Source organism: Microbulbifer agarilyticus S89 (genome assembly GCF_000220505.1).
In the GTDB taxonomy this organism is placed as follows: Bacteria; Pseudomonadota; Gammaproteobacteria; order Pseudomonadales; family Cellvibrionaceae; genus Microbulbifer; species Microbulbifer agarilyticus_B.
On the sequence record NZ_AFPJ01000028.1, the window covers coordinates 1 to 16,148 of the forward strand.

Here is a 16,148-nt window from a genome sequence, read left to right on the forward strand (position 1 = left end):
CGAAAACGGCCGCGTACCGAAAGGGTGCGGCCTTTTTTGTATGGTTTCGAAGGGCGGTTGAGAACTACCACGGTTCGACTAATTGCGAAAGCAATTAGCAACGAGCGCAAAGCGCGAAGCCCGCAGGGTCGTAATAGCCCAAAGGCTATTACGATTCTTCCGCCTAACCACCAATCCTGCCCGCCCAGCCACACCCAAATAAAAGCTTCTTAGATTCCATCCGAATTACCGGCGTAAGATTCACTCTTCCCGACACCTCGTCCCGAACGAAGTGCGCTACCAAGCTGCGCTACTCAATAAGGCCTAGCCATTTAATGCCTAGTAGCAACATCTGACGTCCGAATCTCACCTCAATCACCCTGATCTCTTAGCACTTGCCGTAAAGAAACATCTAACAATATGGGGCTACTCTGCTCTTTATTATTTTTCTTCCAACGTTTAGTTAGATCACTCTTCATGCGCTCAAAACCATCTGAATACTTCGGATATTTTTCAAAAAAGGCGAGAATAGAACCCACCCCTTTTCCAATTCCAATCCCTAGCACAAGCCCGATAAGCAGTTCTACGCTTCCCGACCTTGCAACCTTCAAACAAAAATAACTTTTAATACCAGATTCACTTAGCGCTTCTTTTTGCTCTCTAAACGCCGCATCCAGAATTGAAATAGAGTGAAAATAAGAAGTTAATATTTCAGGGCTAACTACACCTAGGCTAAACAACTCCTGATATTTTCCCGTGGCACTCAAACCAACGAAGTCCTTTTCATAGGGCTGATCGAGTGAAATCGTTATTTCACCGAACTCTACCATGCCAGGAACACGCATAATTTGATCATAGCCATACAAGGCTCGGTCACCGACAACTATTGGAGAGGGCGCACTAAACTTCTCGTGCGCACTAAGCTTTTGATACCTCTTGAAATTCTCCGCCTGTTCGAAAATTTCCTTGTAGACCTCATCGCGATCCACCGGCGGGTAGCCGTGTTTGGCCAGCACCAGTATCAGACCGACTTTCAGTTCGGCTTTGATATCGTCGCGCTGACTCCAGTCGGTGTACTTAGACTTGTCATCCACCACGTCTTTCACCGCCTTGGATAACTCCAGCAGCTGGTCTTCCGGGTAGCTGAAATCGTATTTCACCGCGAGCTTTTTCAGGATGTCGTAAAAGGCTTTCTCTTCCAAATCAATACCGAGATCGGCAAAGGATTCCTTCTCCCGCTTCAGCGCCTGGATCAGATCCATGATCTCATCAGAGAAATCTTCCAGTACCTCACTCACCAGCACATCGTCTTCTTTGCGCTCGTTGTAGTGATCTACCAGCTGGCGGAACCTCTCCGAGAAATCCATCCCCTTGGTTTTGTTGATCTTTTTAAAGTCTTCAATCGCCTTGGCCAGCAGTTTCTGCAAGAGCTTGATCTTGGTGTTCGGCAGTTTGATTTTTTCGATCTTGGCTAGATAGTCGTCGGCGAAGATATCCGTCTCACCAGCGTCGTCTTCGCCCAGCTTGAAGATTTCCTCCACGCCGTCTGCTTTTAGTGCCTCGGTAATCATCTCGCGCACGCGGGCATTCATCTGCGCCACGTCGGGGGCATCGCCCTTGGTGAGCTTGAATACGATGGAGCGTACCGCCAGGTAAAAGTGAATCAGATCGCGCTCACTTTGACTGATACGGTCTGAACCGCAACAGATGTCGTAAGCGGCTTTGAGGCGCTTTACCAGCGCCATAAAGCGCTTTTCGATCTTGTCGGTGAGCTGCACATACTCGGCGGCCATATTCAGGCAGTTGAGCTGCTCCAGCGGGCTGCCGGTAAAGTAGGGTTTGCTGTCGAACTTGTGGAAGATCTTGCTCAGCAGGTCCAGGTGATCCTTGACTACGATCACCGACTGGGCGATCTCCTCGATATTCTGCTGGTCGGCCTTGTTGTAGTGGGCCAGGGCCAGGTTCATCTGCTTCTTGATGCCGATGTAGTCCACCACAAGGCCCTTGTCCTTGCCCTCGTACTTGCGGTTAACGCGGGAGATGGTCTGGATCAGGTTGTGGCGCTGGATCGGCTTGTCGATATAGATGGTATCCAGGAAGGGCACATCGAAGCCGGTGAGCCACATATCCACCACAATGGCGATCTTGAAGTTGGACTTGGGATTCTTGAACTGGCGGTCCAGCTCCTTGCGATACTCCTTGGTGCCCAGCATGTCGTAGAGCGCTTTGTCGTCGTCCTTGCCCCGGGTCATGATCATCTTGATCCGCGCCATGGGCTTGAGCTCTTTGCGCTCCCTGTCCGTGAGCTCGGCGCCCTCTTCCGCCGCGAGTACTTCGTTCCACTGCGGGCGCAGCGCGATCACCTCTTGCCAGAAGCGGTAGGCGATCTCGCGGCTACTGCACACGAACATCGCCTTGCCCTTGACGGTGGCGCCCTCTTCCAAACGCTGTTCGTAGTGGTGGACAAAGTCGAGCGCCAGCGCCTTAATGCGATCCGGGTCGCCGAGGATCGCATTCATATTGGCGCTGGCCTTTTTGCTCTCCTCGATCTGGTAGTCGCTGGTGCCGGCCTCGGCGCACTCGGCGTAGTAGTCCTCGATCTCCTTGAGCTTGTCGTTATCCAGCATCACCTTGGCGGCGCGACCTTCGTAGACGATGCGCACGGTGATCTCGTCTTTCACCGACTCGGTCATGGTGTAGCTGTCCACCACCTCGCCGAACACATCCAGGGTGGCGTCGATGGGGGTACCTGTAAAGCCCACATAGGTGGCGTTGGGCAGGGAGTCGTGCAGGTACTTGGCGAAGCCGTAGGTGCGCTTGACGCCCTTGTCGGTGACGCGCACCTTCTGGTCCAAGTTGATCTGGCTGCGGTGGGCCTCGTCACTGATACAGATCACATTGGCGCGCTCGGTCAGTAGCTCGGTGTCTTCGGTGAACTTGTGGATGGTGGTCAGGAAGACGCCGCCGCTGTTGCGGCCCTTCAGCAGTTGCCGCAGGTGTTCGCGGCTTTCCACGCTCACCACATGCTGGTCGCCGATATAACCCTTGGCATTGGTGAACTGGCCGGAGAGCTGGTCGTCCAGATCGGTGCGGTCGGTAATCAGCACAATGGTGGGGCTGGCAAACTCCACGCTCTTCATCAGCAGGCGCGTCAGGAACAGCATGGTGAAGCTCTTGCCGCAGCCGGTGGCGCCGAAGTAGGTACCGCCCTTGCCGTCGCCGTCCGGTTTGCGGTGCCGCAGGATGTTCTGGTACAGCCGGGTGGCGGCGTAAAACTGCGGGTAGCGGCAGACGATCTTGTCTTCGCGCTTGGACACATCCGGGAAGTAGACAAAGTGGCGGATCACTTCGCGCAGGCGCGCCTTGTCGAACAGCCCCTCGAGTATGGTGTGCAGGGCGTTGATGCCATCCTGCTCGATGGTCTCGTCACCGGTCACCTTACGCCAGGTGTAGAAGAAGTCGTAGGGCGTAAACAGCGAGCCCATGCGCGAGTTGACGCCGTCACTGATTACGCACAGGGCGTTGTATTTCATCAGTTCGGGAATATCGCGCGCATAGCGGGTGGTGAGTTGCTTCCAGGCATCATAGATGGTGGCGTTTTCGCGGATCGCGCTTTTGAATTCGAACACCACCAGCGGCAGGCCGTTGATATAAAGAATGGCATCGGGGATGCGCTTTTCTTTGCCCTCGATTTCCAGCTGGTCGACCACCCGATAGATATTGCGCTCCTGATAATCCGGCAGCTTCTGCGCCACCAGTGTTTCCACCTCGCCCTCTTCGGGGATGCGCCGCTCCGGCAGACCGGCATAGTCGATCAGCTGGATATACAGGTCTTTCTTGCTGCGATCTTCGCGCTTCAGTAGAAAGCCATCCGCCACGCGCTTGTGGATGGCCTTGTTGCTGTCGTACAGATCGGCGGCGGGCAGCCGCTCCAGTTCGGTGATCACCGCCTCGATTTCCGCCGGGGTGACCTGGTCCTCCGCGTAACGCTGGCGGAGAAAGCGGCGCAGGTCGTCTTTGATCAACACCTCGGTAGCCGCGCGCTGCAACTGGCCCCCGGGAGTATTGCGGAAGCCCTGCTGGTCCAGCAGGGCAATGATTGCCTGCTCAAGTTTCGCCTCGGTGAAACTCATTCTTCACCGTCCCGATTGGTGATGTAGGCCTGACTTGGGTGATTGGGCATGGTCGGATACTGATAGCGCAAGCGCTTGTCTTTAATCATTGGCTGCAAATAGTCTTTGCGAACCACCCCCTCGGAGCGCTGCAAAAGCTCTATGAGCTGCTCAAGCGTGCAAGGCTGTTCCGCGCATAGCGCGAGAATCACTTCCTCAACCAAAGGTTTTGCCGCCTTTTTCGTGGAGGCGACGGGATGTGCAATAGACCTGAGTCGATCCAAACCCCCAGAGCTATCGCTCAAACCCCCAGAGCTATCCCCCAAACCCCCAGAGCTTGTATGCGCCTCATAAACGTCATCCAACCGTGCTTCCGCCAGGAAATACACCGTTCCGCGACCGCTTCCACCCTGGAAAAGTAGTTTTTGCTCAACCAGACGAGCAAAAATGGCCGATAGGTCACGAGGGTGAATATCGATTACCGACATCATGCGGCTGTGATCTACCGTCTTCTCGATATGCGCAGTGACTAGGATCAGACGCTCGCGATCATCCAAGCCGTCGAATACTTCCTCGCCCAGCTGCTCGCGTAACTCCTGTATAGCCTCTTCCGGCACCAAGCTAAGGGTATGTAACTCCAGCAATGTTTGCTGGGAGGGTTGCTCCTGCTCACGCAATAAAGGCGTGCGCCAATGCTGGCGCCGCCAGCCGTCAAAGATCTTGGGAAGACCCGAGCCCGCACTTTCACCGAGACCGATATAGCGGAACATATCCTGAATCAACCGATTGCGGCAGTCGCTCTCTCCACCTTTCAGCGCCAGCTCTACCGGGATACGCATATTGCCGGGATTGCGGAAACCGAACATATCCGGCCGTTTGACCACCAGAATGGATGCGCGGCCACTATAGTCCGCGTGCACTAGTGCGTTGACCAGCGCCTCGCGCAATGCCCGATGCACAAAGGTTTCGTCCTGGCGCTGATCGCCGTGCACCTCAAACGGCACCTTAAGCTCCGCGGTCAGCTTGCGGATAACCCGCTGATAGAACTCAAACAAATTGCCGGCCCAGGCACCATCCAACGTCAGCCGATCAATCCAACCAGCATCGCGGCGGGCCTCGGGGCGCTCCTGATAATCCAGCATGTAATTGGGAAATGCCTCCTTGATGGAGGGTAGCTTGCCAAACATCAGCAGACCTGCGCGGGTAGGGCCTGCGTGACCACTCTCCCGGTCTCTACGCCAGGCGCCTATCGAGCGCAGGAATTCAAGGGTATCCAGCTCATTCCAGGGATGATCCGGTTGCAGGTTGGCGTATCGCTGGCGGTAATCGCGGATGGACGCTGCATCCAAGTCTTCCAACCCGAAACCGCGCAATACGACATTATCGCGACTATCTTCGACCTGCTCGGCCAACATGCGCTTGACCACTTCCTCCGGCGCACGAATATCCGTACTGTTAAAGCGCTTGTAGGTGCCGCCTATAGGATTGCCCTTGATAAAAACCGGGCGAGCCTCGCGGGCGGCGCGGGGTACATGGACGTGAATAATGGATTTCCCATCAATCTCGATACAACGAACCCCACCCTCCAGCAATACATTGCCACTTACCAGTGAGCGATCGTTGAGATTGCTCCAAATTTCGTCGATGACTTTGCCGGTATTCTGGATGCCCGCCAGGGAAAACTTCCCATGCTTATCTTCCTCCAGTCCCAGAAAAATATCGCCGCCCTGGGTATTAGCAAAAGCGCTATAGGTTTCCCACAGGCTTTTAGGACAGGCGCCCTTACCGTCGCGACCCTGCGCCAGCTTGCACTCCACATCCGTGCTTTCTTTCAGAGCCGCAATATCTTCCAGGCTGCTAATTTCAATCATGGGGCGAGGCTCCTTAATATTCTTCCGTGAACCGGGTCATGGACTAGATCACCTCGGCAAGCTGCTGTTCTGCTTCAGGGATTTCAAGCTGTCCAGAAAGAAGCTTTGGAAGTAAGCTGTCGCGGACGTTTTCCAAAGTTTGATTCTGGGCTTCATTTTCATACCGCTTCGTATACAACGAAGATACAAATTTATCGTATGCTGAAACCAGGTCTTTTGGAGGAAGTACTACTGAAACGTTATGAACGTAGTTTCTATTAAGGGTTGGCACAGCAGACCCAGAGTTGTACTTTTCTAAATCCATCGATTTAAGGAGGTAGTAGGCGTGATACGGAGAGGACCGCTTAAACTCTTTCACCCAGAGCGTTGTGTTTAGCGGCCAAAAATCTCGTTCAACAAAGCATACCTCACCGAGCTTACCGCTTCTGCCTGTTGTTATTCCTGGGCCACTGACTTTGAACTCATTGTGAGTACCGTCTTGACCCGAAGCAGCCATCAAAGCGAATTCACCGTCGGTTCTGGAACTTTTAGGTAAATCAAATCCCCTTTGAAGCACCAATAAATCTTCAAGCACCCCAAATTCCCATCCGTCCGGAATCCAACCCATCTTTTCAGTAAATACAAAACTGCTGGGAAACAGCTGCTGAATCTCGGCGGGTAGGGGCTGCGCGGTGGCTCCTGTGGCGGTGCGCATTTCTTGTCTGGCGCGCGCTCTGGCTTGCAGAGCGTCGGGGATGGAATTGCCGGCGGCCAGGGCGTTGTCGATGACCGGATCAAAATCCACAAACCAGCTTTTAAACAGCGCCTGGGCCATGGATTCCAGGGTGGTGTTGATTTTGCGACTGACTTCAATTTTATCGTCAAGAGCACCGATAATCGCAGATACCTTCTTCTGTTCAGGTAGCGAAGGAATTCTTATCGGGAAAGAAGGCAGCTCTTTTAAAGCTATACGGTCAACTGTCGCTCCGCTATTAGTGCGAGCAAAAATTTCTCTCTGAAAGTCAGGACCTAAGTAAGCAAAAAGAAGGTAGCGGGGATCAACCTTGTCCCGTTTGGGACGCAGTAACCCCATCCTTCTCCCGAGACAAGCACGAATACCACTCGGCATTAATGCGGCTTCTCCAAGCCGGGTTTCGTATGAAAATAATACGTCATCCTCTTCTGGAGTTACACGCTTCGTCCATTTGACAAACTGCTCCTCACTGATTCGAGCTGACTTAGAAAGGTCTAACCGTCCTTTCTCTAAGCTAGAGATGCTTAAAAAATAAGGACCTTCTTCAATTTTCTTTGGTGTGGCATGCGGACCGTCAAAGACTTCGGCTATTTCACCAATCGTTGTCCATTCACTCCCCATAACCTAACCCCGCCAGCTTCTGCTTAATTACTGAATCCAGCTGTTCCGCTTCCGCCATCTGCCGGTAGAGGGTTTGGGTGAGATCGCGCATCTTTTCTTCAAACAGTTCACCGTCGTCCTCCACCTCGGCGGCGCCCACATAACGGCCGGGGGTCAGCACATAGTCGTTGGCTGCAATATCGTCCAGGGTGGCGACCTTACAGAAGCCGGGAATATCCTGGTAGTCGCCGTCTTTGGCTTCGCCGCGCCACGCGTGATAAGTGCGGGCGATCTCGGCGATATCGTCGACGGTCAGTTCCTTGTGGATGCGGCTGATCATGCTGCCCATATTGCGGGCGTCGATAAACAGTGTCTCGCCCTCGCGGTTGCGGTGGTTGCTGTCGCTGTGGCCGGGGATGACTTCGGCCTTCTTGTTTTTGGTGATAAACCACAGGCACACCGGAATCTGCGTGGTGTAGAACAGCTGGCCCGGCAGCGCGATCATGCAGTCCACCAGGTCGTTTTCGATGATCTTCTTGCGGATCTCCCCTTCGCCCTTGGTGTTGGTGCTCATGGAACCGTTGGCCAGCACAAAGCCGGCGACGCCGTTCTCGCTGAGCTTGCTGATCATATGCAGGATCCAGCCGTAGTTGGCATTGCCGGTGGGCGGCACCTCGTAACCGGCCCAGCGCGGATCGTCGGTGAGTTCGTCGGGGCCGCGCCACTCCTTCAGGTTGAACGGCGGGTTAGCCATGATGAAGTCGGCCTTAAGGTCCGGGTGCTGGTCCTTGAAGAAGGTGTCGGCGGGCACCTCGCCCAGGTTGGCGGTGATGCCGCGAATGGCCAGGTTCATCTTCGCCAGCTTGTAGGTGGTGCTAGTCTGCTCCTGGCCGTAGATTGAGATGTCTTTCTTGTTGCCCTGGTGGTTCTCCACGAATTTCACCGACTGCACGAACATGCCGCCGCTACCGCAGCAGGGGTCGTAGATCTTACCGTGGTAGGGCTCGATCATTTCCGCCAGCAGGTTGACCACGCACTTTGGGGTATAGAACTCGCCGCCGCCCTTGCCTTCGGTGGCGGCGAAGTTGCCGAGGAAGTATTCGTACACACGCCCGACGATATCAGTCTCGCTGGCTGCGCCGCCTTCTTGCTCCACCACCGTGTCGATATTGTTGATGGAGTCGATCAGCGCGGCCAGCTTGCTGCCATCCAGCCCCAGGCGGGAGAAGTAGTTGTCCGGCAGCGCGCCCTTGAGCGCCTTGTTGTTCTTCTCCACCGTGAAGAGGGCGGTATCGATCTTGATGGCGATATCGTCCTGCTTGGCGTTTTGGGCGATGTAGTCCCAGCGGGATTCCGCCGGCAAGTAGAAGACGTTCTTCATGGTGTAAAACTCCACCATGTCCACATAGTCACCCTGGCCCTCGGCAATCAGCTCGCGCTTGCGCTGTTCGAACTTGTCGCTGATGAACTTAAGGAAGATCAGCGACAGGACCACGTGCTTGTATTCAGAGGATTCCACGCTGCCGCGGAGCTTGTCGGCGGTATCCCACAGGGTTTGTTCGAAGGATTTTTGTTTACTGGATTTTGCGGCTGGCTTTCGGGCCATTACGTTTTACACCTTTTGCGACCCGCGAGACACGATTAGCCCTCGCGAATACGATTAAATTTTGTGCAATCTTTAAGGTTGGATGTGAATTATTCTGCCGGAACTGGCGGGATATGTCTCTAAGCCAAACGAGCTATTGGGTCGAAAACGCCACCCCCAACCATTGTTGTAATCAACGGGTGGCTTTAATCGAATCCATGCGCACAGAATGGCCGGGGCAGAGGGATTCGAACCCCCGCCATCCTGCTCCCAAAGCAGGCACGCTACCAGCACCCCCAAGGTGGCCTATCTACACTCAAATCTGAGCCCCAGGAGGCTTGGAAACAACCATGAACGACCCACACAACCTACAGCGCTTCCTAGACGCCCAAGCAATCTGTTACCCCGAGGCCCTCGCCGAAATCCGCGCTGGTAACAAACGCACCCACTGGATGTGGTTCATCTTCCCGCAAATCGACGGCCTCGGCCGCAGCTCCACTGCCCGGCACTACGCGATAAAGAACCGCGAGGAGGCAGAGGCCTATTTAGCCCACCCGGTTCTCGGCGCCCGTCTGCGCGAATGTTGTGCGGCTCTTCTTGCCGTACAAGGCCGCAGCGCTCATCAGATATTCGGCAGCCCGGATGATATGAAACTGAAATCCAGCATGACGCTGTTTGCGATCATCGATGGTCGCGAAAGTCAGTTTAAGCAGGTGCTGGAGCGTTATTATTCTGGCGAGCTCGACAGCGCAACGCTGAAGTTAATCGAGCAAAACTAATTAACACCAAAATATTTCTGCCTCCGGCCAATTACTCCTGTGCCCCGCCTTTGGTCGAGCTTTTCTGGCAGCGAAAACCACATATAATCGCCGACCACTCAAAACAAAATAGTCATAAAGAAAAATATAATGATTGAGCAACAAAAGATCCGTGCTGGGCTTCTGGCGAGCTTTGCCTTGCCCTTATTCCTTACCGGCTGTGGCGGCGGTGGTGGTGATAGCACTCCAGCGCCACCCAATGCGACCGCGCAAAGTATTAGCCTCGACGAAGACACCAATATCGAAGGCCAGGTTTCCGGCACCGCACAAGCCGGCGGTGCCCTGACTTTTGAGCTGCAGCAGGGTCCGGAAAATGGGCAGTTGAGCCTGAGTGGTACTGCGTTCAGCTATACCCCCAACCCGGATTTCGCAGGCCAAGACAGCTTCAGTTTTGCCGCCGTCGAAGATGGTCGCCGCTCCTCGCCAGCGACCGTCACCATCACCGTCAACCCGATTAATGATGCCCCGGTTGCCACTAGCGGTAGCTTCTCTACGGATGAAGACATCGTATTGACCGCGATGCTGCCGGTTGAAGATGTGGACGGGGATCAGCTGAACTACTCGGTAACCGCTGAGCCGGCAAACGGTGAGCTGCAGATTGCTGCCAGCGGTGAATTTAGCTACCAGCCGGCCAAAGACTTTTTCGGCACCGATGAGTTTCGCCTGACCGCCAGTGACGGTGAATTTGAAACCGACGAAGTCACCATCACCCTCACCATTGCAGCGGTAAATGACGCACCGGAAGTGCCCGAGCAAATTTCCGCGAGCCTGACTGCAGGTGCGACACAGACTATCGATTTACAGATTGTCGATGTCGACAGCACCGATCTCACCACTACGGTTGTTGAACAGCCACAAGTAGCTGAAGTGGCGAGTATCGATAACGACCTGGGCAGCATGAACCTGTCCACTACTTACGGCACCTGGGGTGCAGACCAGCTCGCATTTATTACCAATGACGGTGAGCTGGACTCCAATACCAGCGTAATGAATGTCGACATTGCCGTTGCCCAGACTACTACTGATGAAGCTGTAACGACCCTGAGCTCCGCGCGCAGCACCACCATCGATATTCTCGCCGATGGTCCGGAAGGCATGCTGGCCATGACCGGCCTGTCTTACGGCGAGCTTGGCGCTACTGGTTCTGGAGTGCAGCAGCAGTATATTGCGTTTGTCGATTCGGCCGGCGTGCCGGCTGTTTCTGGCTACATTCTGGCGGGCAAAGGTATTCCCATTCCACTTGCTCTGGGTGTAAATGACAGCACCGCCTTTACCATTGCTGCAGATGAAAATAACCAGCTGCTGTTCGGTGCGCTTTCCGCGGCTGGGGCATTTACCACCAATTCCGCGCTGCCATCATTTGAAGGGACAAACTATATCCAAGTAACTGCAGAGTACGTGGTAGGTGACGGCTTCATCGTGTTCAGTAATGACGGCGTTATCCGCTACTACGACCAGCAGGGTAATGCGCGCTGGAGCCAGCCTCTTACCCATGACTTGGGTTTTGAGATCGGTGCCTGGCATACCCATGACATACGCATAGACGGCAACAACGCGCATTTTGTCGGCATGCTGATGTCGTGTGACCAAGACTCTTGTGCATCGATGACGGGCGCGGGAAGTTTCTCGCTAAAACTGAACCTGGCAACCGGAGAGATCGCCGAGCTGTATCAGCCGAAAACCAGCAGCATGGCTGGCTACCACCTGCAGATCACCAGCGACGGCCGCGTGCTGATGGCGCACCGCAACCAGCTTACCCTGCTGGCAACTGACGGCTCCACCGAGTGGGTGCAGAGTGTCAATTATGCCGATCTCTCGCGCATCGGCCTGACGGAAGCGGAAGACATCATGTGGTGGAGCCACGATATCAACAATGACTCTTCCACCGTTACCCGCCTGAGCATCGGTGGGGAACTGCAGGCGCAAAGCTCGTACAACCATGGCATTTCCTACCCATGGGCCGAGGATATTGTTGTCGACAAATATGGCAATACTTTTATCAAGCTGACCGACCGCTACAACGATCCGGACTACAACGGCGATCACGTTGTACTGCATTACGACTACACAACCGGTGCACAGTGGGTGCAGCGTAATGAGGGCCAGTATCAGCCACAGTCTTACATCCCACCAGTAATGGTATTGAAAGACGAGCTGCAGTTATTTTCCGGGTTTTATGACTACTACGGTGTTTCCGATGGCGATGCTTATCTGCAGAAGCTGACCATCGACCGCAATATTCCGTAATTCTCTATTCCTTAATACCCTGCAAAAAAAGCCCCCGCACACTGCGGGGGCTTTTTTATTAAGGTCTGCGCCACTTTTTACATTGAGGCAGCCAGACGCATTCCTTGGTCAATCGCTCGTTTGGCATCCAGCTCGGCCGCTTCATCCGCGCCGCCGATCAGGTGATACGGCTTGGTCAGGCCTTCTACCAGTGCTCGCGCCGGCTCCTGGCCGGCACACAGGATGATGTTATCCACATCCAGCACCTTGGTTTCTTCGCCAACCTTGATGTGCAGGCCTTCATCATCGATTTTCACGTATTCACAACCGGGGATCATATTCACCCCTTTGTTGGCGAGGCCGGTGCGGTGTATCCAGCCGGTGGTTTTACCCAGGCCGCCGCCCACTTTGCTGGCCTTGCGCTGCAGCAGGAATACTTCGCGCGGTGACGCGGGCACTTCGGCCTGCACGCCTTCGATACCGCCACGCGCTTGCAGGCTCATGTCCACACCCCATTCGCGCATAAATGCAGGGATATTCTGTCTGGTGGCTTCGCCGGCGTGAGTCAGGTATTCGGATACGTCAAAGCCGATACCGCCGGCACCGATGACCGCGACTTTTTTGCCAACCGGTTTTTTGTCTTTCAGTACCTCCAGGTAACCGAGTACTTTTTCGTGCTCAACACCGGGGATTGGCGGTACACGTGGGGTAATGCCGGTGGCCAGGATCACTTCATCAAAGTCACTGTTGTTCAGCTGCTCGGCGGTTACCGGAGAACTCAGTTTGAGGGTAACGCCGGTGATTTCGATACGACGCTGGAAGTAGCGCAGGGTCTCGTAGAACTCTTCCTTGCCCGGGATCTGTTTGGCGATATTGAACTGGCCACCGATCTCGCTGGCGGCGTCAAACAGGGTGACGTCATGGCCACATTCTGCGGCAGACGTGGCAAAGGCCAGGCCCGCAGGGCCGGCACCGATGACCGCGAGCGTTTTCACGTTGCTGGTGGGCAGCAGGTTCAGTTCGGTCTCGTGACAGGCACGCGGGTTTACCAAGCAGCTGGTCATCTTCATGCTGAATACGTGATCCAGACAGGCCTGATTACAACCGATACAGGTGTTGATTTCGTCTGCACGGTTTTCCGCCGCTTTCTTGACGAATTCTGCATCTGCGAGGAACGGGCGCGCCATGGAAACCATGTCGGCATCACCGCGCTGCAGCACTTCTTCGGCCACTTCCGGGGTGTTGATACGGTTGGAGGTGATTACCGGCACGGACAGTTCCTCGCGGAACTTGGCGGTAACCCAGGTAAACGCGGCGCGCGGTACCTTGGTGGCGATGGTGGGGATGCGCGCTTCGTGCCAGCCGATACCGGTATTGATAATGGTGGCACCAGCTTTTTCGATGGCTTTACCCAGGGTGACAATTTCTTGGTAATCGCTACCGCCCTCAACCAGGTCGAGCATGGACAGGCGGTAAATAATAATAAAGTCTTCACCCACCGCTTCGCGCACGCGGCGCACCACTTCTACCGGCAGGCGCATACGGTTTTCGTAGCTGCCACCCCAGTCGTCGTCGCGCTGGTTGGTACGCGCGGCGAGGAACTGGTTGAGGAAGTAACCCTCGGAGCCCATGATTTCCACACCGTCGTAACCGCTCTCTTTGGCCAGCACGGAGGTGCGCACGAAGTCGACAATCTGCTGTTCAATTTCTTCTTCGGTTGCGGCCTGCGGTTTGAACGGATTGATCGGCGCCTGGATGGCAGACGGGGCAATCGGATTTTCGTTAAACGCATAGCGGCCGGTGTGCAGGATCTGCATACAGATTTTGCCGCCTTCTTTATGCACCGCGTCGGTAATGATGCGGTGGTCTGCGCAGTCCTCTTCGCTCCACAGCATTTTGGTGTGCTCGTGGGTGGCGGCGCGCTTGTTGGGACCAAAGCCGCCGGTGACGATTAGGCCAACACCACCGCGGGCACGCTCGGCAAAAAATGCAGCCATACGCGCGTGGCCGTTGGGGGCCTCTTCCAGGCCGGTATGCATGGAACCCATGAGTACGCGGTTGCGCAGAGTGGTGAAGCCCAGGTCGAGGGGCTCGAGCATTTTCGGGTAAGGATTGTTCGCGGCGGTATTGGTATCAGTATTGCTCATCACGTTTTCCCTTGAATCTGTTTTTCGTTGGCGCATCACGCGAAGCCAGCGGCTACTACACACGCGCTCGTTACTTGTGGTGACCGGGGAGCCATCGGTACCTGGCCTGTCCATAATTTGCGCCATCTCGCGGCGCTGTCTAGATATTGTCTTGACACTGTCAAAATGCGTATTGCTACCATATGCTCAGGTTTTGACAGTGTCAAGATGGCCTGATAGATTGCGCGACATGACCACATCTTCCACACGCAACGCATCTAGTAGTTCAAGCCGCTCTGGTAGCTACCACCACGGGGACCTCCGTAAGGCCCTGGTGAACGAGGCTGTGCGCATCATTCGCGAGGAGGGTGAGAAGGCGCTGTCCATGCGCAAGCTGGCGCTGAACATCGGTGTTTCGCGCACCGCGTCATACCACTACTTTGCGGACAAGCAGGCGCTGCTGTGTGCCATCGCGGAGGAGGGGTTCCGGCGCTTCAATGTAATGCTGTCGGAGGTGCACCACGCCGGCCAGCGGCCGCCGAGTGCAAAGAGCATGCGGGATTTTGTCGCGGGTTATGTGCAGTTTGCGACCGAGCAGACGGAGTATTACGACCTGATGTTCGGCGGGCATATCTGGGAATCGCGCACGTCGACCGACTCCCTGCGGGAAGAGTCCCACAACAGCTTCCGCAATTACGTGAGTAGCGTGCGCAGTTGGCAGGAAAATGGGCTGATTTCAGACAAGGTGGACGCGCTGCGGTTCTCTCAGGTGAGCTGGAGCACGCTGCACGGGATCAGCCGGCTGATTATCGATGGTATTTACGTGGACTCTGCGGCAATCGAGCCGATTTGTGAGAATGCAGCGGAGATGTTCTGGCGGGAGCTGGAGCCCTAAGCTACTCCCATCTCAACATCCAAACATCCCGCCATCCCACTATCAAACTTTTCTCAGAACCACATCGACCAGTAAGCGCGCACTACGTGTGCGTTGAAGTTGTAGGCGGGTTCGTCACCGGGCAGTACGCTGTCACCCCCATTGTGCACGCGCACATCGTGGAAGTTATCGTAATCGAATAACACGTAATCCCAATACAGGTTCAGGGTATTTTTGCGATTGAACGGTGCCCAGCGATCCGGCACCAAGTAAGTGGCACCAAAGCCGATCGCGGTGCTGGTGAAATCACTGAGCTCTTTATCCCGCGCGCGGAAGTTGGTGGCATCCACATAGGGGAACAGATCGCTATAGAAGTCGGCGCCCTTCTGTTTGTAGAAGCGCAACTTGCCTTCAAGAATCAGGTTTTCACTTTCCAGCGGATGGGTATAGCGAAACTCCAGGTTATCGGAGTTGATGCCCCAGCTATCCGCGTAGCGCCGATATTCTGTTTTTACTGCCGCCCGGTAGGGCAAGCGGTATTTCGCGCGCAACGCCACCGCATCACTGTTGCGGGTGGTTGGGTAGAGCTCCGCCTGGTAGCTGAAACCAAGCGCGGAAGACGGATCCAGGTAGCGCACACTGCGATACGGATTATTCAGGAAACCCTCGTCAGCGACGGTTTCGACGCTCAGCTCGGCAATCAGCTTGGTGGTGAGGATCTGGCTCCAGCTCAGGGAATAGCGGCGGTGCTCCGCATGGGCGAGAAACTCTTCATCGCCGTTGCGCATCACATCGTCGCTACCATAGGTGGCGCGCATGGACAGGGTGCTGAGGTCACCGAAAAAATCCTGCGAGATACCAAAACCGACGGTTTCCGCCTGGTAGTCGTTTTCGCTGGAATTGGTATAACTCAGGCTCATGGTGGTTTTTTCCACCAGATAATCGGCCCCTACGGAAAACTCATCCCGCTGCTCGGTATAGCGACTGGCTGTTGCCTGTACGTCGATGGAAGCCCCGGAAATCATATCCACATAGTAATTGGCCGACAGCGAAACATTGTTGCCAATGTTTTTGCGCACCAGCACCGACGGCCCATCGATGGTAACGCCACCACCACTGTAGGAGTGGTACAGGGTATCGAGCCGCTCCTCCGGCAGCACCGCAGCTTTCGCAGTCGATACCAGTAAAACTGAACAAAGTAAAAATTTCGTGAGGGCGTAGCGA

At 55.0% G+C, this 16,148-nt stretch carries 9 protein-coding genes; 3 read left to right on the forward strand and 6 right to left on the reverse strand.

Features of this window, described 5'->3' with window-relative positions:
* Positions 1-350 precede the first annotated feature (350 nt).
* Genes AS89_RS0107695 through AS89_RS0107710 form a run of 4 tightly spaced genes read right to left on the reverse strand, consistent with a single transcriptional unit; the run spans position 351 to position 8,901 of the window.
* Positions 351-4,112 carry a type I restriction endonuclease subunit R gene (locus AS89_RS0107695; RefSeq protein ID WP_010131921.1) on the reverse strand — a complete coding sequence of 1,254 codons (3,762 nt, stop codon included), beginning with the start codon at positions 4,110-4,112 and terminating at the stop codon, positions 351-353.
* Positions 4,109-5,962, reverse strand: coding sequence for an RNA-binding domain-containing protein (locus AS89_RS0107700; protein WP_010131922.1), 1,854 nt, complete (start codon positions 5,960-5,962; stop codon positions 4,109-4,111). The genes AS89_RS0107695 and AS89_RS0107700 overlap by 4 nt, the downstream gene beginning before the upstream one ends.
* Before the next feature lie 43 nt (positions 5,963-6,005).
* Positions 6,006-7,316, reverse strand: coding sequence for a restriction endonuclease subunit S (locus AS89_RS0107705; protein WP_010131923.1), 1,311 nt, complete (start codon positions 7,314-7,316; stop codon positions 6,006-6,008).
* Positions 7,306-8,901 (reverse strand): type I restriction-modification system subunit M, encoded by a 1,596-nt coding sequence (locus tag AS89_RS0107710; RefSeq protein ID WP_010131924.1) that lies wholly within the window; start codon positions 8,899-8,901, stop codon positions 7,306-7,308. Before AS89_RS0107710 ends, AS89_RS0107705 begins: the two co-directional genes overlap by 11 nt.
* Before the next feature lie 329 nt (positions 8,902-9,230).
* Between AS89_RS0107710 and AS89_RS0107715 the strand changes: the two genes are divergently transcribed.
* Entirely contained in the window at positions 9,231-9,659 is a 429-nt protein-coding gene (locus AS89_RS0107715; RefSeq protein WP_010131925.1) for a DUF1810 domain-containing protein, read from the forward strand.
* A 129-nt stretch (positions 9,660-9,788) separates the two neighbouring features.
* On the forward strand, positions 9,789-11,945 hold the full coding sequence (locus AS89_RS0107720) for an Ig-like domain-containing protein (RefSeq protein WP_010131926.1): 2,157 nt from the start codon (positions 9,789-9,791) through the stop codon (positions 11,943-11,945).
* Positions 11,946-12,022: 77 nt separating this feature from the next.
* On the opposite strand, the gene AS89_RS0107725 is transcribed toward AS89_RS0107720, so the two are convergent.
* Complete coding sequence (locus AS89_RS0107725; RefSeq protein WP_010131927.1) at positions 12,023-14,071, reverse strand: NADPH-dependent 2,4-dienoyl-CoA reductase; 2,049 nt, start codon at positions 14,069-14,071, stop codon at positions 12,023-12,025.
* Positions 14,072-14,300: 229 nt separating this feature from the next.
* Between AS89_RS0107725 and AS89_RS0107730 the strand changes: the two genes are divergently transcribed.
* Positions 14,301-14,945: a TetR/AcrR family transcriptional regulator gene (locus AS89_RS0107730; RefSeq protein ID WP_081475697.1), complete on the forward strand. Its 645-nt coding sequence runs from the start codon at positions 14,301-14,303 to the stop codon at positions 14,943-14,945.
* Between the two features lie 53 nt (positions 14,946-14,998).
* On the opposite strand, the gene AS89_RS0107735 is transcribed toward AS89_RS0107730, so the two are convergent.
* A complete protein-coding gene (locus AS89_RS0107735) occupies positions 14,999-16,084 on the reverse strand; it encodes a DUF3570 domain-containing protein (RefSeq protein WP_010131930.1) in 1,086 nt (361 codons plus the stop codon).
* Positions 16,085-16,148: the final 64 nt, after the last annotated feature.